Annotated in this window: 17 protein-coding genes and 2 tRNA genes; 14 read left to right on the top strand and 5 right to left on the bottom strand. The window is 49.2% G+C overall.

What is annotated here, in order from left to right; all coding sequences use genetic code 11:
* Nucleotides 1-1,291 precede the first annotated feature (1,291 nt).
* Entirely contained in the window at nt 1,292-4,534 is a 3,243-nt protein-coding gene (carB, locus tag SPI6313_RS12135; RefSeq protein ID WP_072621236.1) for a carbamoyl-phosphate synthase large subunit, read from the top strand.
* Nucleotides 4,535-4,656: 122 nt separating this feature from the next.
* Here the strand turns inward: carB and SPI6313_RS12140 are convergent, their stop codons facing one another.
* Together SPI6313_RS12140 and SPI6313_RS12145 are read right to left on the bottom strand one after the other, a co-directional pair.
* Nucleotides 4,657-4,863, bottom strand: coding sequence for a hypothetical protein (locus SPI6313_RS12140; protein ID WP_072621237.1), 207 nt, complete (start codon nt 4,861-4,863; stop codon nt 4,657-4,659).
* Between the two features lie 358 nt (nt 4,864-5,221).
* A tRNA-Arg gene (locus tag SPI6313_RS12145) sits at nt 5,222-5,295 on the bottom strand.
* A 66-nt stretch (nt 5,296-5,361) separates the two neighbouring features.
* Between SPI6313_RS12145 and moaC the strand changes: the two genes are divergently transcribed.
* The 4 genes from moaC (at nt 5,362) to coaBC (ending at nt 7,792) form a co-directional block, all read left to right on the top strand.
* The gene (moaC, locus tag SPI6313_RS12150; RefSeq protein ID WP_072621238.1) at nt 5,362-5,856 is read left to right on the top strand and encodes a cyclic pyranopterin monophosphate synthase MoaC; all 495 of its coding nucleotides are present in this window, start codon (nt 5,362-5,364) and stop codon (nt 5,854-5,856) included.
* A 53-nt stretch (nt 5,857-5,909) separates the two neighbouring features.
* Complete coding sequence (gene gatC, locus SPI6313_RS12155) at nt 5,910-6,209, top strand: Asp-tRNA(Asn)/Glu-tRNA(Gln) amidotransferase subunit GatC (RefSeq protein WP_072621239.1); 300 nt, start codon at nt 5,910-5,912, stop codon at nt 6,207-6,209.
* Nucleotides 6,210-6,370: 161 nt separating this feature from the next.
* Nucleotides 6,371-6,583 (top strand): protein IsiD, encoded by a 213-nt coding sequence (gene isiD, locus SPI6313_RS12160; RefSeq protein WP_072623116.1) that lies wholly within the window; start codon nt 6,371-6,373, stop codon nt 6,581-6,583.
* Nucleotides 6,584-6,586: 3 nt separating this feature from the next.
* The gene (coaBC, locus tag SPI6313_RS12165; RefSeq protein ID WP_072621240.1) at nt 6,587-7,792 is read left to right on the top strand and encodes a bifunctional phosphopantothenoylcysteine decarboxylase/phosphopantothenate--cysteine ligase CoaBC; all 1,206 of its coding nucleotides are present in this window, start codon (nt 6,587-6,589) and stop codon (nt 7,790-7,792) included.
* Here coaBC and SPI6313_RS23555 read toward each other — a convergent pair.
* Nucleotides 7,769-7,924 (bottom strand): hypothetical protein, encoded by a 156-nt coding sequence (locus SPI6313_RS23555; RefSeq protein ID WP_175551127.1) that lies wholly within the window; start codon nt 7,922-7,924, stop codon nt 7,769-7,771. The genes coaBC and SPI6313_RS23555 overlap by 24 nt on opposite strands.
* 117 nt (nt 7,925-8,041) lie before the next feature.
* On the opposite strand from SPI6313_RS23555, the gene SPI6313_RS12170 reads away from it, so the two are divergent.
* The 7 genes from SPI6313_RS12170 to SPI6313_RS12200 all read left to right on the top strand — a co-directional run bounded on the left by SPI6313_RS12170 (nt 8,042) and on the right by SPI6313_RS12200 (nt 15,613).
* Nucleotides 8,042-8,899 (top strand): NACHT domain-containing protein, encoded by an 858-nt coding sequence (locus SPI6313_RS12170; RefSeq protein ID WP_072621241.1) that lies wholly within the window; start codon nt 8,042-8,044, stop codon nt 8,897-8,899.
* 14 nt (nt 8,900-8,913) lie between these two features.
* On the top strand, nt 8,914-11,523 hold the full coding sequence (locus tag SPI6313_RS12175) for a HEAT repeat domain-containing protein (protein WP_175551128.1): 2,610 nt from the start codon (nt 8,914-8,916) through the stop codon (nt 11,521-11,523).
* Nucleotides 11,520-11,789 carry a UPF0175 family protein gene (locus tag SPI6313_RS12180; protein WP_072621243.1) on the top strand — a complete coding sequence of 90 codons (270 nt, stop codon included), beginning with the start codon at nt 11,520-11,522 and terminating at the stop codon, nt 11,787-11,789. Before SPI6313_RS12175 ends, SPI6313_RS12180 begins: the two co-directional genes overlap by 4 nt.
* Nucleotides 11,773-12,210 carry a PIN domain-containing protein gene (locus SPI6313_RS12185; RefSeq protein ID WP_072621244.1) on the top strand — a complete coding sequence of 146 codons (438 nt, stop codon included), beginning with the start codon at nt 11,773-11,775 and terminating at the stop codon, nt 12,208-12,210. The genes SPI6313_RS12180 and SPI6313_RS12185 overlap by 17 nt, the downstream gene beginning before the upstream one ends.
* 37 nt (nt 12,211-12,247) lie before the next feature.
* On the top strand, nt 12,248-12,637 hold the full coding sequence (locus tag SPI6313_RS12190; protein ID WP_072621245.1) for a hypothetical protein: 390 nt from the start codon (nt 12,248-12,250) through the stop codon (nt 12,635-12,637).
* Nucleotides 12,638-12,893: 256 nt separating this feature from the next.
* Entirely contained in the window at nt 12,894-14,603 is a 1,710-nt protein-coding gene (gene ureC, locus SPI6313_RS12195; protein WP_072621246.1) for an urease subunit alpha, read from the top strand.
* Between the two features lie 185 nt (nt 14,604-14,788).
* Complete coding sequence (locus SPI6313_RS12200; protein WP_072621247.1) at nt 14,789-15,613, top strand: sterol desaturase family protein; 825 nt, start codon at nt 14,789-14,791, stop codon at nt 15,611-15,613.
* Between the two features lie 13 nt (nt 15,614-15,626).
* On the opposite strand, the gene SPI6313_RS12205 is transcribed toward SPI6313_RS12200, so the two are convergent.
* Nucleotides 15,627-16,463 carry an SWIM zinc finger family protein gene (locus tag SPI6313_RS12205; RefSeq protein ID WP_072621248.1) on the bottom strand — a complete coding sequence of 279 codons (837 nt, stop codon included), beginning with the start codon at nt 16,461-16,463 and terminating at the stop codon, nt 15,627-15,629.
* A 90-nt stretch (nt 16,464-16,553) separates the two neighbouring features.
* Nucleotides 16,554-19,706, bottom strand: coding sequence for a DEAD/DEAH box helicase (locus SPI6313_RS12210; protein WP_072621249.1), 3,153 nt, complete (start codon nt 19,704-19,706; stop codon nt 16,554-16,556).
* A 330-nt stretch (nt 19,707-20,036) separates the two neighbouring features.
* On the opposite strand from SPI6313_RS12210, the gene SPI6313_RS12215 reads away from it, so the two are divergent.
* Together SPI6313_RS12215 and SPI6313_RS12220 are read left to right on the top strand one after the other, a co-directional pair.
* Nucleotides 20,037-20,951: a TIGR04168 family protein gene (locus tag SPI6313_RS12215; protein WP_072621250.1), complete on the top strand. Its 915-nt coding sequence runs from the start codon at nt 20,037-20,039 to the stop codon at nt 20,949-20,951.
* A gap of 13 nt (nt 20,952-20,964) precedes the next feature.
* Nucleotides 20,965-21,049, top strand: a tRNA-Ser gene (locus tag SPI6313_RS12220).
* Nucleotides 21,050-21,215 lie beyond the last annotated feature (166 nt).

Raw genomic sequence — 21,215 nt, forward strand, 5'->3', positions numbered from 1 at the left:
CCTACCGTGTTTCCGAATTCAGGTGTACTTTTGCGACACAATAATGTTTGTTTCTCAAAGTGGTATTGCCAAAATTCCAGCAGTGGTGTGAGGAAATAGCACACGATCACAGTTTAACCCCTTACATCCAGCGATCAAACGGCTCAATGTGGTAAGAATTTCAATGAAAAGCCAGTAAGTCAAGCGGAACTGATGGAGAGTCGCAAACAAATTGTGGTTGACGACATTGAATGGTGATTGAATTTACAGGGGGGGCTGACCCTTCAGAAACAATTGAGCAATCCTATCTTGAGCAGAGATTGATGACTCACGCTTCTATTTTAATGGTTTCAACCCGAAGATGAGCAGCCGGACGGGAAGCGATCGCCCGTTAAGCCCCACGTTTGGTAAGGATGCATCCTAGTTATGTCGCCGTTATGTCGCCCTCACCCTAAATCCCTCTCCCAAGCTGGGAGAGGCGATGCACTGAGTCTGCCGAAGTGGACTTTGAATCTGGCTCCCCTGCTTCCTTTTTGAGAGAAGGGGCTGGGGGATGAGGGCGATCGCTCGGTTGAATCTGCACCATTGAGATGTATAGCACTAGCCAGAGCGGTTAGGACCTTCAGAGACTCTAGAACCAGGGGATTAAGCCCCTTGCCTGTCCTAACGCACTTGTTGATTGCGATACCCCTTGTTGACACTCCCCGCGCTGAAGCGACAGGGATTCTTGGTTCATCGACCGGACTTAACTCAGCAGGATTGCTCCAACCCCGCCAGAGGTCTAATCTCCCCAAGCGGATAACGTCCCCTGTGCCCCACGGTAGTTAGTCCAAGGCGCAGCATACAAACCCGCTTCACTATCGACTCAGCCTGATGCCGATCCCAGACTAACCCGTTCACATGCAAGTCTTCCGAGGCGACCAAATCGTTAGATTGGATGACGCAGTGGGCAATCCGCCCACTCATTACGCTGCCTGCTTACCCTTAAATGCTTCCAGGCCTGTCGGTTTTTAGCCTTGTGATCGTTCCTGGACGTTTGAAATCCAAGATAGCAGCCTAACACGACTAAGCCCAAGGAGGGCGACTAACGTCGCTCGTGTCGTCTTTCATCCCCGCAATCAATTGACGGGCTTTCAGGCTCCCGCACTATTTTCGTAATCTTTGATACTGCAAGCATGGTCTGATCAACCCCCAACAGGCAAAAACATCAACGGAATGATCGCCGCTCGTGAAAAGATTCCGCAATCCGCCAATCACCCCGAATTCGTTGCTATAGAATGATTGGGATTTAAACACCTATGCTCTACGAACTATGCCTCGTCGCAGTGACCTAAAAAAAATTCTGCTACTGGGGGCTGGCCCCATCGTGATCGGGCAAGCCTGTGAATTTGACTACTCCGGAACCCAAGCCTGTAAAGCCCTCCGCCAAGAAGGCTACGAGGTGATTTTAGTCAATTCCAACCCCGCCACGATTATGACCGATCCCGAAACAGCGGATCGCACCTACATCGAACCCGTCACCCCGGAGATTGTCGCCAAGGTGATCGAAAAAGAACGCCCCGACGCGCTGCTCCCGACCATGGGGGGTCAAACGGCCCTCAATGTGGCCGTGACCTTGGCAAAAAATGGGGTTCTAGATCAGTATGGCGTGGAGTTGATCGGGGCGAAGTTGGAGGCGATCGAAAAAGCAGAAGATCGTCAACTCTTTAAAGAAGCCATGGCCAAAATTGGCGTGCCGGTCTGCCCGTCGGGGATTGTTAGCAATATGGATGAAGCTCGCACCATTGCAGCGGAAATTGGCAGCTATCCGCTGATTATTCGCCCGGCGTTCACCTTGGGGGGAACGGGCGGCGGCATCGCCTATAACCAGGAAGAATACGAAGAGATGGCCCAAGTTGGGATCGATGCCTCGCCTGTATCTCAGATTCTTGTGGAACAGTCGCTGCTGGGCTGGAAGGAGTACGAGCTTGAGGTGATGCGGGATCTGGCGGATAACGTGGTGATCATCTGTAGTATTGAGAACTTTGACCCGATGGGGGTACATACGGGGGATTCGATCACCGTGGCTCCGGCCCAAACCTTGACGGATAAGGAATATCAACGGCTGCGGGATGCGTCGCTGAAGATTATCCGAGAAATTGGGGTGGAAACGGGGGGATCGAATATTCAGTTTTCGGTGAATCCGTTAACGGGGGATTTCATTGTGATTGAGATGAACCCCAGGGTGTCGCGTTCTTCGGCGTTGGCCTCGAAGGCCACCGGGTTCCCGATCGCAAAATTCGCGGCGAAACTGGCCGTCGGCTACACCCTCAATGAAATTTCCAACGACATCACCAAGCAAACCCCCGCGTCCTTTGAGCCGACAATTGACTATGTGGTGACGAAGATTCCCCGCTTTACCTTTGAGAAGTTTCCCGGTTCGGAGCCGGTGCTGACGACCCAAATGAAGTCGGTTGGGGAAGCGATGGCGATCGGGCGGACGTTGCAGGAGTCGTTCCAGAAGGCGTTGCGATCGCTCGAAACCGGCCGCTATGGGTTTGGCTGCGATCGCAGTGAAGCCCTGCCCACCCTCTCCCAGGTGGCGGCTAACTTGCGCACCCCCAACCCCGATCGCATCTTTAGCATTTACCACGCGATGAAGCTGGGGATGTCCGTGGAAGAAATTCACGATCTTACTGCCATTGATGTTTGGTTCTTAGATAAGTTGGCGGATCTGTTGGTGACAGAACGGCTCTTGAAGCAAACGCCCCTGGCCGAAATTACAGCGGTGCAGATGCGCCAAATTAAACAAAAGGGGTTTAGCGATCGCCAAATCGCCTTCGCCACCAAAACCACCGAAGACGAAGTGCGCACCCATCGCAAAGCCCTTAACATCGTGCCCGTCTACAAAATGGTGGACACCTGCGCGGCGGAGTTTGAAGCCTTCACCCCCTACTACTATTCCACCTACGAACCCGACGAAAGCGAAGTCACCCCCTCGGACAAACCGAAGGTGATGATTCTCGGCGGCGGGCCCAACCGCATCGGTCAAGGGATCGAGTTTGACTATTGCTGTTGTCATGCGTCGTTCTCCCTCAGTGAGGCGGGCTTTGAGACGATCATGGTCAATTCCAACCCGGAAACGGTGTCCACGGACTACGACACGAGCGATCGCCTCTATTTTGAACCCCTCACCAAAGAGGATGTCCTCAACATTATCGAAGCCGAACAACCGGCCGGGGTGATTATTCAATTCGGTGGTCAAACCCCCCTGAAATTGGCTGTACCTCTGCAACAGTATCTCAACGATACCCCCGACTGCCCGACAAAAATCTGGGGAACCTCCCCCGATGCGATCGACACCGCCGAAGACCGCGAACGGTTTGAAAAAATCCTCCAAGAATTGGAGATTCTCCAGCCCCCCAACGGCCTCGCCCGCAGCTACGAGGAAGCCTTGGTGATTGCCAATCGCGTTACCTATCCCGTGGTGGTACGTCCTTCCTACGTTCTCGGCGGTCGGGCGATGGAGATTGTTTATTCTGATCCTGAACTGGAACGGTACATGACCTTTGCGGTGCAGGTGGAACCGGATCACCCGATTTTGATCGATAAATTCCTCGAAAATGCGGTGGAAGTGGATGTGGATGCGATCGCTGACAAAGACGGCAATGTCACCATCGGCGGCATCATGGAACATATCGAACAAGCCGGGATTCACTCCGGCGACTCCGCCTGTTCCCTCCCCTACACCACCCTCACCGATGCCGCCCTTGAGACGATCCGCACCTGGACGGTGAAACTCGCCAAAGCCCTCAACGTCATCGGCTTGATGAATATTCAATTTGCCGTCCAAGGCAACACTGTCTACATCCTCGAAGCCAACCCCCGCGCCTCCCGCACCGTGCCCTTCGTCTCGAAAGCGATCGGCGTGCCCTTGGCGAAAATGGCCTCGCTGGTGATGTCCGGGAAAACCTTAGCCGAATTGAATTTCACCCAGGAAATCATCCCTAAACATGTGGCCGTTAAAGAAGCGGTCTTACCCTTTAAAAAATTCCCCGGCTCCGATACCCTCCTGGGACCCGAAATGCGTTCTACTGGGGAGGTGATGGGCCTTGATACTCAATTCGGCACGGCCTACGCCAAGGCGGAACTGGGAGCCGGTGAGGTCTTGCCATTGACGGGGACGGTGTTTGTGTCAACGAGCGATCGCGACAAGCCCCTCGTTGTCCCTGTGGTGAAGGACTTTATCGAGTTGGGCTTTACGGTGATCGCCACGGTGGGAACCTACCAATTCCTGAAAGATAATGGCCTGGAGGCGGAATTGGTGCTGAAACTCCATGAAGGCCGCCCCCACGTTTTAGACGCAATCAAAAACGAACAAATTCACCTGATCGTTAACACCCCTTCGGGTCAAGAGGCCCGCGAAGATGGGATGCTGATTCGCCGCACCTGTTTGGCCTATCAAATCCCCTTGGTGACCACGATCGCCGGGGCGCGGGCTACCACTGCCGCGATCCGCTCCATGCAGCAGCAACCCCTAGAGGTGAAGGCGTTGCAAGACTACATCATGGGCTAGGCGATCGCGTTGGCTTGGCTCTGTCCCAAAACCTGGATGAAGCCAAGCCACCTTTCGCTGTCTTGGTGTTGAGGGGGTGAGCTTGATCCCAAAAAAGTCATGGGAACCAAGCGTTTAAACTCTCAGAGGGAAACTGATTTGACCGGTAGCAGACGCGATTGTTGACGAACATCTTGAACCATAATCGCCTGTTGAAGTCGGACAAAGGCTTGAATATCGTCACGACCGTATTTTGTGGCTTGCAGAAGATGACGGAGATGGTTCTCGTCTTCACAGCTTAGATATCCTGTTGCGATCGCATCATGCACTAAATTTTGAATTAAACCCATCACCCAGAACTCCAGTTTCAGGTTGTTTGATGATTACCCTATTCTCGAAGATATCTCTAGGAGAAAAATATTAAATTATGCACTCCTGACCAAAAATTTATCATTGTTGATGAATATTACGACCCATGCTCAACCTTACTCAATCTTTCGCAAATTCCCGTAAGGTAGTAGATGAAAACTCAATGTAGAGACAATTTCCATCGGATCATCAAATTCAGAATAGCGGCATTGAACAGCAGAGCATAGTATTGGAAAATACAAATTTTTCTCCCCTGCGCCATTGGGTTTTCGCGCCATAACCCTAAAACCCCGTCGGGTTAATTCCGACAGGGTTCTAGGGTTATTTTGAATCGATTAACGGGCGAGAAGGGATTCGAACCCCTGACACCGTGGTCCGTAGCCACGTGCTCTAGTCCACTGAGCTACACGCCCTTGGGTTGCTCGCATTTTGTGCGACAGTTATTAACTGTAGCATAGGCAAAATCCCAACGCAACCCAATGACTGAAAATACCTCCTCCCTCACCCATCTCAACGCGACCGGCGCAGCGCAAATGGTGGACGTATCCGATAAACCCGTGACCAAACGCACAGCGATCGCAGCGGGTCAAATTCGCATGACCGCCAACACCCTCACCGCCATCCTGGCCGGCAACAGCCCCAAAGGTGACGTGATCGCCACGGCCAAACTCGCCGGTATCATGGCCGCCAAACAAACCGCAAACCTGATCCCCCTCTGTCATCCCCTCCCCTTAAGCCAAATCACCGTCGAACTCACCCCCGATCACGACCTACCGGGCTACCAAATTCAGGCCACCGTCACCACCAAAGGCGAAACCGGCGTGGAAATGGAAGCGCTCACCGCCGTCTCCATCGCCGCCCTCACCCTCTACGACATGGCCAAAGCTCTAGAAAAATCGATGCAAATCGAGCAGATTCGGTTAATCTCTAAAACCGGAGGCAAATCCGGCGACTACGCCGCCCACCCCGCCTAAACGGATACCATGACGCGATACTATTGATCAACGGACATCCGCAGACTTTAACCATGGCCAAACTCGATCGCAGCGATGTACAAAAAGTGGCAGACCTCGCTCGGCTGCGCTTAACCGAAGCCGAAGAAATTGCCTTCACCACCCAACTCAGCAGCATCCTCGACTATTTTGAACAGTTGAGCAACCTCGACACCGAAAATGTCGAACCCACCACCCGCGCCATCGAACTGAGCAACATCGTTCGAGCGGATGAACTGCAACCCACCGTAGACCCAGAAATCATGCTCCAAGAAGCTCCGGAGCCGGAAGGGGAATTTTTTCGCGTGCCGCAAATTCTCGGCGGCGAGGAATAAAACGGGCGCTTCAACCGGGGTCACGGTCAGAGGAAAACCCGAACCACGACGGTGGTAGATTAACGCCTCTTAACAGGTGCTTTGACTTTTCAGATCTAGCCTGCTTAAGATGGGTGTGGGGTTATCTAGAGTTTTAACTCTAGGGAGGTACGGCTATGACGATGACAGTAAGTATGCCGACAGCAGATACTGTATCTGCAATGACGGCGGATGATGTGGCGGCATTGGCGATTCGTTTAGAACAAGATGACTATCCGACTCCGTTCGCAGCGTTGACGGATTGGCACTTGTTGCGGGCGATCGCATTTCACAATGCCAAACTGGTTGAACCCTACCTCCATCTTCTGGATATCGAGGAATTTGACGAAGGGTAAACCATGGGTCACCAGATCCTAATCGGTATAGGCGGCGGTATCGCCGCCTATAAAGTTTGTACGGTCATTTCTACCCTCGCCCAGACGGGGGTAGAGGTGCGCGTCATTCTCACCACCGCCGCCACCCAATTTATTACCCCCCTCACCGTCGCCACCCTCAGCCGCCACCCAGCCTACACTGATGCTGATTTTTGGCAGCCCAACCGGGCACGACCGCTTCATATTGAATTGGGAGAATGGGCAGATCTATTCCTGATTGCTCCCTTAACAGCCCATACCTTGGCGAAACTGGCCCACGGTTTCGCGGACAATCTCCTCACGAACACTGTTCTCGCCTCCCGCTGTCCGATTCTCCTCGCTCCGGCCATGAATACGGATATGTGGGAACAGGCCACCGTGCAGGAGAATTGGCGGCATTTGTTAACGCAACCGCGCTATCACGGCTTGGCGACGGGGGTGGGGCGGTTGGCCTGCGATCGCGTCGGAGCCGGTCGGATGGCAGAACCGGACGCGATTTTACAAGCCTTGGAATCGCTACGCCTCACCCAAGGCCGCCAACCGTTGCAAGGTAAACGGATCGTAATCACGGCGGGCGGCACGCGGGAATTTCTCGATCCGGTGCGTTTCATCGGCAACCCTGCCACGGGCAAAATGGGCATTGCGATCGCCCAAGCTGCGATCGCCCGTGGTGCGATCGTCACCCTCATCCACGGCCCTGGCGCGTTACCCACCGGCCTAGGGGAATCGCCCCACTATACCGGGGTGGCGGTCACCACGGCGGCAGAGATGGCGATCGCTCTCGATCGCGCCTTCCCCGCAGCGGATTGGGTGATTATGGCCGCAGCGGTGGCGGATGTGCGCCCGGCGAACTACGCCCCCCAAAAGTTAGCCAAGGCGGATCTTCCCGCTGCCCTCCCCCTCGCTCCCGTGCCGGACTTAATCGCCACCCTGAGCCAACGCAAACAGCCCCACCAAAAGTTAATCGGCTTTGCGGCCCAAACCGGGGACATTGTGCCCCCTGCGATCGCAAAACTCCACCGCAAAGGCTTAGATGCGATCGTCGCTAATGCGATCGACCAACCCCAAGGCGGGTTTGGCAGCGATCAAAACCAAGGCATTTGGATCACAAAAACGGCACAAATCCCCCTCCCCTTGGACAGTAAATTAGCCATGGCCCACCGCATTTTAGAGCAGTGCGATCGCCTTTAATGGGGGGTGCGATCGCACTTCCTGTGGATGGATGCAATACATTCCCGTCCCATTCCGCCACCAATTGAGCAAAATCCGGCTGTGCTTCAAATTATCGTTGAGGTCAGTATTTTTTTGGCAACTTGCCCACACAAATGAGCAACAGAATACCTAAACCCCTTGCTATAATCGCGATAAATGGCTTGGGCAATATCCTCGTTTGGGCAAGTTTCCCCAGCCCAGAGAACGTTTTAACCGCAGATCATCATTATGGTGGAAAAATCGGGTCAATCCTTCAGAAAAAGCAGTAAGTATGATAAAAATAGCGCACTAGATTTTCATTCCTACTTAAAATCGATTTCCAATGACGAAAACTATAAAGAATCACAAGAAATTTATACGTCTATCCTAGTCAGAGATGATCAACACACGCAGGCTAATAGCCTAGCGCAGCACTCGTTACGGTTAAAATTACGAATAAAAAGAGTCAATTTTGAAGCAAAGCAAGATAGTTGTTATCAAGAAATATCATCACCACAAAAGAAGGTTGAGCATTGGGATGTATTGGCAGGACTACGACACTATGCCAAAAATCATGTGTTGTTAGTTGGTAAGCCTGGATCAGGAAAATCTACGGCACTCCGACAGTTGCTTTGGGAAGAAGCACATAAGGCACGCCAAGATTCAAGCAATCGAATTCCTGTGTTAGTGCGATTACGTCGTTGTACTGAAACCATTGAAAAACTCATTCAAGATGTTCTATTGGGTCATGGAATAGATCTCAAAATTGACCAAATCAGAAAATCAATTAAAGATGAATTTTTGATATTGCTAGATGGTCTGAATGAATTACCCGAACACTTGAGAATAGAAGTCGCTAATTTTCGCGATCGCTACCCGGAGACTCCAATAATCGTCTCAACCCGAAATTTGAGCCTAGGTGGCACACTGGGTATCGAAAAAGCCTGGTTGACTGACAAAAGATTGTGCCCAAACCTCAAAAACCCTCACTATGCCTGGATTTCAGCGTTTTATAATCGGAGCCCCCTTATCGTGAACCATCTTGGCACTGGATTGGAATTGGCAGAAGCCTTGCCAGTACTCAGTTATGGCTCTCTACAGAGGTGATCGCTGAGATGCCTATGGGACAAGAGTTTTCAAAGTTTTGTCAGTCAATCAGCGAAAAAGCTCTCGAAATGCTTCCCCTAACAGCATCCCAAACACAAGAGTTTATTCAGAGATATCTAGGAGAAGAAGGCGATCGTCTCTTTCAGCAGCTTCAGGGTGAAAGGCTACAGAAATTTGCTGAAACGCCGCTGTTATTGTGGATGCTGTGTCGGGTATTCGCTCAGAATGGTAAGGTTCCTAACAATCTAGGACTCGCATTTCGGGAGTTTGCCCAACTCCATGACCAAAAACTTCAAGAGGATGCCCCAACGGATTCTAAAGATGAGTGGCATAGGTTGTTGCGTCGTCTAGCTTTTGTGATGATGCAGGGAAAAACGTTAATTGATCCTCAGTTATCAATCCCGAAAGAGGAAGTAGAAGACTGTTTAACGAAATATTTACAGCAAATAGGTAGATCTAATCCCAGAGAGGATGCTGAACGCGGGCTTAAGGATTTACTGAAATACCACTTAATCCAATCGGTCATTCAACCCAATCTGGAAGAACATATTGAGTTTCGCCACCAACTCATTCAGGAATATTACGCGGCAGAACATCTGCTTAGACTGTTGCCGAATATTACAGATGAGCAACTAACGCAAAATTACCTTAACTACCTGAAGTGGACAGAGCCTATCGCGTTGATGTTGGCTCTCATCGGGGATGAAAAACAGGCGTTACAAGTTATAAAACTGGCATTAGATGTAGATTTGTGGTTGGGTGCAAGGTTAGCAGGTGAGGTGAAGGAAGAGTTTCAGCAGAAATCCCTCAATATTGTCAACCAAACAATAGCAGACAATAATTTTCCTGATTGGATGACAGTTGCCATACTTGGGCAAATTCAAACTGAGCAATCGAAACAATGTCTTGTTAAATATTTGAATCACCAAGAAATTAAGATTGTCCGCAAAGCTTGCCGATTTATAGGCGAGACTAGTGATTTTAAAGTAATAGATATCATTTTTTCAAGGCTTGAGGACGTTGAAAAAAATTTCCTGAATCACAAATTTTTTGGAGGATCTGATCAAATCGGTGAGCTATGGGCAATGTTGACTGAATCACTTTCATATCTTCAGCCTCAAAAAGTCATTTATTTTTTACGAGAAAGACTAATAGAGAAGAAAATAAAAAATTGGTATTTTTTGCATCAATTTACGAAAGCACCTCAGTTGCTCATGAGACTTGACGGTGAATCGGTATTGCTGATGTTGCTTGAAGACTTAAAAAGATTGCAAAATGACAGCAAAAAGCCTATGCCACCAGATTTTTTCAATAAAAGTCCTGATAGTTTTATTAGATCGCTCATAATGTCTTCACCAGACAGAATAAAAAAAGAGTATCAAAATGCTTTCGACAATGATAAATCTCTAATATTCAATCTTATAAGTTGTTCATCTAATTATGAATCAGTAGTAGATGCTCTTATTCAAGCCTTAGAAAATGAAGAAAGCATAAATTCAAAAAAACAAATCATTAAGCTGATTAGCAATTCACACCATGATCAAATCAATAAGATCTTGATTAGACAGTTATCTCATCCTAATTTCAAGGTTAAAGCCGAGGCTTGTCAGCAACTTATCAATCGCAATCAGAAAAATCCTGATGTTATAAACGACCTCATGCAATTACTTGATCATGAGAACTGGGAGGTTGCATGGTCAGCAGCATTTGTTTTGGGTAGCTTAGGCCATGAACATTCTATTTGTAAGCTAACTGAAGCAATGCAAACAGAAGCTAAGAAATATAAATACACAGTATTACATCGAATGACAGCAAAGGCTTTAAGTAACCTTAATTCGCAACTTACTGCGCCTATTTTAATTAAATTCATTGATGAAAATCATCAAAAAAATAATGAATGTTGTACTGGTATTGTTTGGGAGTCTGCTTTTTCTTTGAGCAAGCTTGGTTGTCCAGAAGCAATTCCTGTTCTTTTGAAGGCTGCTCAATCAGGTTTGTCTAAGGAATGCAAGGAAGCTATTCAAGGTCTTGCCAGACTTGGCGAGGTAGAACACTTACAAGCAATTTTGAAATCAAAATCAGTTGGATGGCAAACGGCTGCTATTGAGCTTGTTGATCTTGAAGAAAATAACGCCTTTGATGATTTAATTTCTCCTTTACAACAGGCTTTGATTGAGCCTGATACTGCATCATCTAATAAGATAATTGAAATGCTATCTAAACTTGCAGGATCAGAAACTATTGATTGGCTCATTGATGCCTTAAAAAATCCTTATCAGCATACCCACGATCAATTTTTTGCTAATAGAGTTGCATTCGTGTTGTCCAGAGCAAATCTAGATATTTTACAAAAACGCTTAACAGATTTAAAGCAGTTAATCACCAACCATCACATTGAACAGCTTTTCTGGCTGATTCCCACTATCCAAAACCGTTGTCAGTTCTATAACTACGAGATTTACCAAGCCCATCTAATAGCGCAGCAAGCCGATCGCCAAGCAAGCCAGAAGAGCGATCGCCCCTCCTCAAACCCAGTTACCTATGATCTAAGAAACGCCACAATTGGCAATTTTGCCCATGAAGTCCACGGCAACCAAATCACCAAAGCGGAGGAACGCTCATGAATATTCCCATTCCCGAAGACCTAGAACACCGGCTTCAGCCCCATCTTCCCCAACTCTACCAACGTGCCCTTGAAGCGATCGCCCTCGAAGCCTATACAAACTGCTTAATGAGCGCGGCTGAAGTCCAAGCCTTGCTTCATCTGCCTTCCCATCTGGCCACCGATGCCTTTCTCAAACAGCATGGAGCCATCCGATCTCTTACCCTAGAAGACATTCAGCAAGACATTCAGACCCTAGATCGAGTGCTTCATGATCGTTCTTTGTGACACTTCTCCGATTTGCTATCTTATTCTCATTGGTCAAATTAACTTGCTCCCGCAACTCTTTCAAGCCATCACGATCCCTACTGCGGTTCGTGATGAGCTTTTGAACGAAGATGCTGGCCAATCAATTTATACGTGGATTCAGCATCCTCCCCCATGGCTGCATACTCAAACCGTTCCTCAACCGCTGCTCTCGTTGCCCGATCATCTCGGTGCTGGAGAGCGGGAAGCTATCTCTCTCGCCGTCTCACTGCAAGCCGATTTAGTGATCATTGACGATCTGGATGCTCGAACTGCCGCGCAAAAACTAAACCTTTCCATCATTGGTACACTTGGAATTCTGTACCGCGCCGGAGTTAGAGAACTCATTGACTTTCCAGCGGCGATCGCTCAACTTCAAAAAACCTCATTTCACGTTTCCTAAACTCTCGTTCAACAACTTCTTGAGGATTATTACCACCATGGCCAACGCCCCTAAATTTGATCTTCGTGGTGCAAACATTGGCAACCTTGCCGATACGGTGCAAGGTGATCAGATTGCTCACATTCAGAATCAGTCTGAGCAGAATTTTGAAATATTGTTGACAGACTACAAGCAATTTATTGATCAACTTCAGCAGAAATACCCCACATTGACGGATCTAGCCACCGTTTCTCAGATGATTGAAGTTGAAACACAGCTCATCAAAGCACAAGATCCACAACGGTGTCAAAACTTCCTGAACCTCAAACGACTTGTGAATGGTGGACAAAAAGCAGGACTTAAAATTGGCGAACACTTTGCGGAAAATAATGTTTGGGCAAAAGGGGCGATCGCATTTCTCGAAGGTGTGAGTGAAGATGTAACGTAAGAGTATTTACAAAGGGGATATTTTACCTTGCTTTTCCGAGTTTCAGCGTATCCCGAACCTCAGGACAGGACAAACACTTGTCGGTTTTTTGGCTCGTACTGAAGCCGAGCGTGACAAGGGGGGTATGGTGTGGGGATTTGGCATCCGGGCGTATCCTTTTATTTTGCGTTGGAGATGCCGATCGCCTTCTTTGCTACAGTACCCTCTAGGGCTAATTTGCTATGCTTACCCCGCTTGCCGTTGAGGAGATTTGACGATGAATTACCGCATGGATCGCCGCGCCTACGCTGAAACCTTTGGCCCCACGGTGGGCGATCGCGTTCGTCTGGCCGATACTGACCTGATTATTGAAGTGGAGCGGGACTTTACCACCTACGGCGATGAGGTGAAATTTGGCGGCGGTAAGGTGATTCGGGATGGGATGGGGCAATCGCCCGTCTCTCGCGCTGATGGGGCGGTGGATGTGGTGATTACCAATGCGCTGATCTTGGATTGGTGGGGCATTGTCAAAGCCGATGTGGGGATTAAGGACGGGCGGATCGTGGCGATCGGGAAAGCGGGCAACCCCGGCATTCAAGACAATATTGATATTATTATCGGCCCCAGTACCGAAGCGATCGCTGGTGAAGGGCATATCCTCACGGCGGGCGGCATTGATGCCCATATTCACTTCATTTGCCCGCAGCAGATCGAAACGGCGATCGCATCGGGGATCACCACGATGATCGGCGGCGGCACGGGCCCCGCCACGGGAACCAACGCCACCACCTGCACCCCCGGCGCGTGGAATATCGCTCGGATGTTGCAGGCGATCGAGGCCTATCCCCTCAATTTTGGTTTTATGGGGAAAGGCAACAGCAGCCAACCCCAAGGCCTCGTCGAACAAGTGGAGGCGGGGGCGATCGGGTTGAAACTCCATGAAGATTGGGGCACAACTCCGGCGGCCATTGATACCTGCCTCACCGTGGCCGATCAATTTGATGTGCAAGTGGCGATCCACACCGACACCCTCAACGAATCCGGCTTTGTGGAAGACACGATCGCTGCCTTTAAAAACCGCACGATCCACACCTACCACACCGAAGGCGCAGGCGGTGGCCACGCCCCCGATATTATCAAGGTCTGTAGCGAAACCAACGTCCTCCCCTCCTCCACCAATCCCACCCGCCCCTACACTACCAACACCCTCGAAGAACACCTCGATATGTTGATGGTCTGCCATCACCTCGATCGCAGCATTCCCGAAGATGTGGCCTTTGCTGAATCCCGCATCCGCCGCGAAACCATTGCCGCCGAAGATATCCTCCACGACAAGGGCGCGTTTAGTATGATTTCCTCCGATTCCCAAGCCATGGGGCGCGTCGGGGAAGTGATTATTCGCACCTGGCAAACGGCCCACAAGATGAAGACCCAGTTCGGCGCGTTGAGCGAAGACAGCGATCGCCACGACAACCACCGCGCCAAACGCTACATCGCCAAATACACGATCAACCCTGCCATCACCCATGGCATCAGCGACGATGTGGGGTCGGTGGAAGTGGGTAAACTCGCCGATCTTTGTCTCTGGAAACCGGCCTTTTTTGGGGTCAAGCCGGAAATCGTGATTAAAGGTGGTCTGATCGCCTGGGCCCAAATGGGCGACCCCAACGCCAGCATTCCCACACCCCAACCGGTGTATATGCGGCCGATGTTTGGCAGTTTTGGCGGCGCAGTGGGGGCAACCTCGTTAACGTTTCTCTCCCAGGCAGCGATCGCCGCCGACATCCCCCGCCAATTCGGCCTCAATAAGATGATCGCCCCCGTCCACAACATCCGCACCGTCACCAAGGCGGACATGAAACTCAACGCCTACCTTCCCCAGATCGAAGTAGACCCCGAAACCTACGAAGTCCGCGCCGATGGGGAATTACTCACCTGTGAACCTGCGATCGCCCTGCCCATGGCCCAACGTTATTTCTTGTTTTAAGACTACAGTGCTCATGTCGAGCATCCGTCAAATAAAATATACAGGCAAGACGATTCATCCTCTTAATTTATGAGGTTAACCGCACCAATGCGTACCTCATTGATGCGAAAATTGCTATCGATGAGGCATTGTGCCGGGTGCATCTCAATTCATGAGATGAGAAAGACCCAAAAACTTGTTATAGAATGATGAGAAAAATTCTTAGTTTCTTACCAAGCATTGAATTTTATTTCAAAGTCACTATTATCTGTACCCTTTTACAGCAAATATTCGCGTATTTTTGGGCAGATAGTCACATGAATTTAATAGCTCAAATTCTGCTGTACTGGCTCATTGGCTCCCTCTCATTTTATAGCCTTGGCTTCCTCATCGAAAACGGCATCAAAAAAAATCATGCCCTGACCCAAAAGCTAAGTGCCAGAGTCGTTACCGTCAAAAAACAATCATTCCCGACCTTTACCCTCAATGGAATTATCCTCGGCGAGATCAAGGCTTGTATTGCAGCCTTAATTATTCTAACTCTCGCCCCAGAAGTTCATCGAGGGAATAGCCTATTCTTGAACTTTGGATGGTTCTTGATGAGAATCATCTGTGCAGACTTGTGCTTCTACATTTCCCATCGATTATTACACCGAAAATCTTGGCTCAAGATTCATCTTAAACACCACGAATTCCAAGATTCATCGAGTTTTGTTGCTGGTCATAAAAGCCTTATTGAATATATCATCACAACTCTGACTGATATTTTACCTATCTTGATCTTTGGCTATGATTTAACTCAAATTCTTTCCTGGATTATTGTGGGTAATGCTTACAATTTAGAGGGTCACAGTTCACTGTCAATTTTCTTCATTTCATCCGATTTTCATGACCTGCACCATACATCTTTTCAGGGAAACTATGGCATTCAAGACTTTTGGGATCGTCTATTTAACACCCTCAAATCACCCACAAAACAGCTCCGCCCCATTTTTCCAACCAATTATCTCAGCTCTAATGATGCCGGTTAAATTCAGCACTGGATTATAGGCAGTCTTTATTTTTCGTTCGCACCCGATCATAAAGATCCGCCATCACCGCAACAAATGAATGACTACGTTGCCAAAATGCTGGATCATCTCCCATTTTTTTGATCAAAATGGCGGCAATCAGTGGTTGCTGAGGAGGAGAAATCGTCGTGGGTAAAGGTTCATCACCCTGCCAAAAATCACGCAGGTTATCAAGAGAGGCCGATGTCAGTTGAGGGCGAGTATAGTATGATTCACGGGCAAGCGGCGATCGCACCTCTGCCTGTAATTCGGCCGTCAGTGCTTGGCCTAAGGATGATTTTGCTAGCTCCGTCGTGAGAGATTCCCGCGATAAACCCCGCAACTCAAACAATAAAAAGGGATCTTGATCTAATTGCAACGCAAGGCGATAAAAAATACCGGCAATATGTTTACACGGATCGCCCCAATCCGGACAGGAACACTGTGTATAGACCGCAGAAAAATCGTGGGGTAAAAGCTGCAAGCCCAAGGCTTGAAACGGTTCTTCAATAGAGTCTGGCATTTCATTGAGCAGCAACCGCGAAATCAAACTCGCCTTTGAGGTTAACCGTGCAATGACAGTTGACCATTGTTCGGGGGTAATGGGAGATAATTCAATATGGATATCATACAGAGGTTCTGTGTAAACATTGAAATAGGGATTAATTGAACCTCGAACCTGCGCGAAAATCTTCCCGTCTTCAATCTCAAGACATTTGACTTTATTGCTTCTCGCATAGGAACGTCCCCGTTGGAGACGACCGCGATCGCCACATTTTTCAAGAGCGGCTAAAAACCGCTGTCCCCACCATGTTCGACTGATCTGTGCCATTGTTCCCTACTCCAATTCGATTGAACCAACCGTATTTTTGAATGTTGAAATTTGAAGGTTTAAGTGCGACGAAATGAAATCACTCAAGCCTTACATGATCGCATTTTTACTCAACGCAATGAGCGTCCGAAACGCATCATTATCTAATTCTGTGAGCCAAGATTCATCAGCCCCAACCACTGCGCCAGCTAGTTTCTTTTTATCCTCAATCATCTGATCAATTCGTTCTTCTAAAGTCCCGATGGCTACGAATTTATGGACAAAAACATGTTTTTCTTGACCAATCCGAAAGGCGCGATCGGTGGCTTGGTCTTCCACCGCCGGATTCCACCATCGATCAAAGTGAAACACATGATTCGCCTTCGTTAAGGTAATCCCAACCCCTCCCGCTTTAATCGAGAGGATAAAAATTGACGGTTCAGTCGCAGGATCTTGAAACGCGGCGATCATTTGCTCCCGTTTTTTAACAGGAGTTCCCCCATGCAGAACATAGGTATTGTAGTGGCAGTGGTGGCGTAAATAGTGATCTAGGGACTCGGCAATTTCACGAAACTGGGTAAAAATCAAGAGACTTTCGCCCTCTGCGATCACTTCTTCCACCATATCCGTTAAGCGACTGAGTTTATGCGATCGCGCTGCTGTGAATTCACTATTATCTTGGAGAAATTGGCGGGGATGGTTGCAAATCTGCTTGAGGCGCATCAAGGTCGATAAAATGAGTCCTTTGCGTTGAATGCCCTCAGTGGATTCTAACTGTTGTTCGACATCCTTAAGCACCGCTGCATAGAGAGAGGCTTGCTCTTGGGTGAGGTTACAAAATAATTTTTGCTCGATTTTATTGGGTAGATCCTTAATAATGCTTTGATCAGTCTTGAGCCGACGTAAAATAAACGGTTCAACTAAGTTTTTCAGGGTTTGAGACTGAACTAGACTATTTTCTTTTTGAATCGGTAGCTCAAAATTGCGCCGAAATTGAGCTTGCGTCCCTAAATAGCCAGGGTTGAGAAATTGAAAAATAGACCACAAATCTAAGAGGCGATTTTCGACGGGAGTGCCGGTTAATGCGAGGCGATACTGTGCCTCTAGTTTGAAAATGGCTTTAGTTTGGTTTGCTTTTGGATTTTTGATGTTCTGAGCTTCGTCGAGAACAATTCGCTGCCAGGTCAAGCTCGATAAACGCTTAAAATCCTGACGAGCCAAGCTATAGGAGGTAATCAAAACATCAACCTGATCACAGAGTTCTTGAAAGGCTTGATCGGTTTTGACGCGATCGCTGCCATGATGAATGACTGTGCGTAGCGTCGGGGCGAACTTCTTAATTTCCCGTTGCCAATTGCCCAAAACAGAAGTGGGAACAATCAAAAGAGTGGGCGCAAAACTCAGCCCATTAGCCTGGGCTTCTTCTTGATCTTGGACTAATCGCGCAATGACTTGTACGGTTTTTCCCAGCCCCATATCATCGGCTAAACATCCATTGAGTCCTAATTGTTCAAGATATTGCAGCCAGGCTAAGCCACGACGCTGATATTCGCGTAAATCCCCCTGAAATTGGGTGGGACTTTGCACGAGTTCCAGTTGGCTTTTATCGTGCAAACGTGCCATCATTTGACCGAGAGAATCTTCGCGATCGCAGTCTACTTCTACACTGTCATCAGCCTTAGCCGTGAGTTGCATAAAGTCCAGCAAACTCAGTTCAGGATGTTCTTGGTGTTGCGTTTTCCAAAACTCCAACATCTGGGCCATCTTTTGGGGATCTAATTCGATCCACTGGCCCCGAAACTGAATTAAGGGGGTTTTGGTTTGAACAAGCTGTTGCCATTCCTGCTCAGAAATAACATGATCGCCAATGGCTAATTCATAGTCATACTTAACGATGGTATCCATGGAGAAAAAGCCTTTTTTGTCGGCTTGACTGGGAGATTTAGACCCTCCATTGGCTCGCAAACGGACTTTGGCCCGTTGACGGCCTTCTGGAGTCCACCACGCTGGCACAATCACGGAATAGCCGGCACTTTCTAAAATCCACGCCGATTCTTTCAGAAACTCAAACGCCCCCTCCAAATTCAGACTAATCCCCATGGGCTGATCCGTTTCTAAGCCTCGCCAAATGTCGGGATAAATTCGAGCCGCATAGCCTAGATCAAGTAGTAAATATTGTTCAAAGGAGTCCCCAAACTGCTGTTGTAAAATCTCTTTCTGACTGCCTTTTAAGCGCCAATAGTCGAGCAAACTAATTCGTAATGAGGGATCATGCTTGGCTGCTACTTGAAACTGAAGCTGCCACGGATCTTCCGAGTTTGCCGGTTCGTGGAGTTGAAAACAGAGAGAAAAACCAGAATTTTGGTGATTTTTTTCGAGGCGATCGCGCCAATTTTGCCAATCTTGATACTGTTGAACAGATTCGGGAGATCCGGGTATATAGTTTTGAGTTAAGCAGTCCTCAAGAATCGAACCCTGATAGGTTTTTTGAAAGGATTGGGGGCGGGGAGTTTGAGTAACAATAGAGGTTAGCCAACATTCAGCAAAATGGTGGAGGAGCGTGGCGCGATCGTGGAATTGGGGGCGGGGCGGTTCTGTGGCGAATCCTGCCGTACAAATCGCGGGCATACAGGCGGTAAAGTGGGCGATATGGTGTGAGTAGCGATCGCCAACCCAGTCCCATCCCCCGTAAATTTCAACGCTCGATAGAGTCTTTGCAGTCTTCTGTTTTGTTTTTGTTTGGCGGGTCTCGTGATATTTCAAGGCCGGGATATATTGCTCTTCAATTAAGAGTGTTTTCAACCCCTGACTGTAGTGATACCAAAACCACAAATCAGATCCCAATTGCACCTCTGCTAAACCATGCAACGCCAGAAAGTGCAGATCATTAAGCACGCGCACAACAGTTTTGACAGTCTTGCCTGTGGGATAGGCTTCGATTTGCCAGTAGTCCAACGTAAATGCTTCGGCACTTTCTTGTTCTAGATAACGAGACAGTTCAGGGGAGGGGAGCGGCTGCTGGTCAGCGCTGGGGAGTAGAAATGAACAGCGTTGAATCTGCGCCTCTGGCTGGCGTGGATTGAGGAGAGCTAGTCCTAACTGTTGGTGCAGAAAATCGGTGAGCTTGCTATGTTGTAAATGATACGGATGGATGCGATCGCGCCTACTTTGCGATTTTGTCGTTTCTACCCAAAGATAGAAATTTCCCCCTTGAACAAAGGTGTTGTTATCCTCAGGAATCCAAGTTCCATGTAGAACGTGCATTTTCTCTGATGATTAAATGAATATAAGCATTATGGCGGGTTGACTGACAAAAGATCAATGCCGGGTTGACTGACAAAAGTTGATCGCCCTCACTCCCAACTCCTCTCCCAGAGGACGAGGGGAGCCGATCCATTTTTCCAGTTCCCTCTCCCCTAGGGTGAGGGCTTTCTGGGATCTGGCTAATTTTGTCAGTCAACCAGGTCGCGATCGCTGATTTTTGGTGCTCTGAACAGGAGAGCGATCGCGCCATTCCGACTTCCCCTGTATTCGTTCAAACTTCAGGGAGCCACCACAGTAAAATATGGATCTGTCCTTCTACCGTCTTGAGTCATGACCCCCTCCACTTCCCTAAAGCTTGCGATCGTTGGTGATGTGCATGACCAATGGTCAGCGGCGGATAATGCGGCCGTGGTGGCGCTGGGGGTGGATTTGGTGTTGTTTGTGGGGGATTTTGGCAATGAGGCGGTTGATGTCGTGCGCTGTGTGAGTGAATTGTCCGTGCCCTATGCGGTGATTCTCGGTAATCATGATGCTTGGTATACTGCGTCAGCCTGGGGACGAAAAAAAGCTCCCTACAATCACGCCCTTGAAGATCGGGTGCAGGAGCAGTTGACGCTGTTGGGAGATGCCCATGTGGGCTATGGGGTGCGGGATTTTCCGGCGTTGAATCTGTCGGTGGTGGGGGGGCGGCCTTTTAGCTGGGGCGGGGATCACTGGCTGAATCCGGAGTTTTATCAGGAGCGGTATGGGATTGATGGGTTCGCAGCGTCGAGTCGGGCGATCTGTGCAGCGGTGGAGCGGGCCCAATGTGACCGGATTATTTTTCTCGCCCACAATGGCCCAACAGGGCTAGGCAATCAACCGGAATCGATCTGTGGCCGGGATTGGAAGCCGATTGGTAGTGATTTTGGTGATCCGGATTTGGCGGCAGCGATCGCCTTTGCCCGCACCCAGGGCAAACCGATCCCCCTCGTGACCTTTGGCCACATGCACCACACCCTCCGGCATCGGCGCGATCGCCTCCGCGACATCACCCAAACCGAAGCCGAAACCCTTTACCTCAACGCGGCCCGTGTGCCCCGTATCATCAACACCGGCCAGGAACAACAGCGTAATTTTTCCCTCGTCACCCTCACGGCGGGCCAAGTCACCGCCGCCGATCTCGTCTGGGTCGATGAACAGGCACAGATTCACCACCAAGAACCCCTTTACCCCACACCGCAAACCGTCCAAGGCTTGCTATGATATTAAACACCTTGGAGAGGTGGCAGAGTGGTCGAATGCGCTCGACTTGAAATCGAGTGTAGCGTGAGCTACCGTGGGTTCGAATCCCACCCTCTCCGTTTTCGCCCGCAAGCCCTGGCATCATGGCACAGATAAAATAGTGAATTAGCTGAGGTGGTGCGTTACGGCGGATTGCTGAGTTACAGTCATAACATAGGTTGCAGCCGCCTAACGCACCCTACTGGACTAGCATCATGGCACAGATAAAAGAGTAGATTAGGTAGT

This window comes from Spirulina major PCC 6313 (assembly GCF_001890765.1).
In the GTDB taxonomy this organism is placed as follows: domain Bacteria; phylum Cyanobacteriota; class Cyanobacteriia; order Cyanobacteriales; family Spirulinaceae; genus Spirulina; species Spirulina major.

Coding starts and splice junctions, on each gene's coding strand:
- carB (WP_072621236.1), top strand. CDS start 1,292: ATGCCTCGTCGCAGTGACCTAAAAAAAATTCTGCTACTGGGGGCTGGC.
- SPI6313_RS12140 (WP_072621237.1), bottom strand. CDS start 4,863: ATGGGTTTAATTCAAAATTTAGTGCATGATGCGATCGCAACAGGATAT.
- moaC (WP_072621238.1), top strand. CDS start 5,362: ATGACTGAAAATACCTCCTCCCTCACCCATCTCAACGCGACCGGCGCA.
- gatC (WP_072621239.1), top strand. CDS start 5,910: ATGGCCAAACTCGATCGCAGCGATGTACAAAAAGTGGCAGACCTCGCT.
- isiD (WP_072623116.1), top strand. CDS start 6,371: ATGACAGTAAGTATGCCGACAGCAGATACTGTATCTGCAATGACGGCG.
- coaBC (WP_072621240.1), top strand. CDS start 6,587: ATGGGTCACCAGATCCTAATCGGTATAGGCGGCGGTATCGCCGCCTAT.
- SPI6313_RS12170 (WP_072621241.1), top strand. CDS start 8,042: ATGGTGGAAAAATCGGGTCAATCCTTCAGAAAAAGCAGTAAGTATGAT.
- SPI6313_RS12175 (WP_175551128.1), top strand. CDS start 8,914: ATGGGACAAGAGTTTTCAAAGTTTTGTCAGTCAATCAGCGAAAAAGCT.
- SPI6313_RS12180 (WP_072621243.1), top strand. CDS start 11,520: ATGAATATTCCCATTCCCGAAGACCTAGAACACCGGCTTCAGCCCCAT.
- SPI6313_RS12185 (WP_072621244.1), top strand. CDS start 11,773: ATGATCGTTCTTTGTGACACTTCTCCGATTTGCTATCTTATTCTCATT.
- SPI6313_RS12190 (WP_072621245.1), top strand. CDS start 12,248: ATGGCCAACGCCCCTAAATTTGATCTTCGTGGTGCAAACATTGGCAAC.
- ureC (WP_072621246.1), top strand. CDS start 12,894: ATGAATTACCGCATGGATCGCCGCGCCTACGCTGAAACCTTTGGCCCC.
- SPI6313_RS12200 (WP_072621247.1), top strand. CDS start 14,789: ATGATGAGAAAAATTCTTAGTTTCTTACCAAGCATTGAATTTTATTTC.
- SPI6313_RS12205 (WP_072621248.1), bottom strand. CDS start 16,463: ATGGCACAGATCAGTCGAACATGGTGGGGACAGCGGTTTTTAGCCGCT.
- SPI6313_RS12210 (WP_072621249.1), bottom strand. CDS start 19,706: ATGCACGTTCTACATGGAACTTGGATTCCTGAGGATAACAACACCTTT.
- SPI6313_RS12215 (WP_072621250.1), top strand. CDS start 20,037: ATGACCCCCTCCACTTCCCTAAAGCTTGCGATCGTTGGTGATGTGCAT.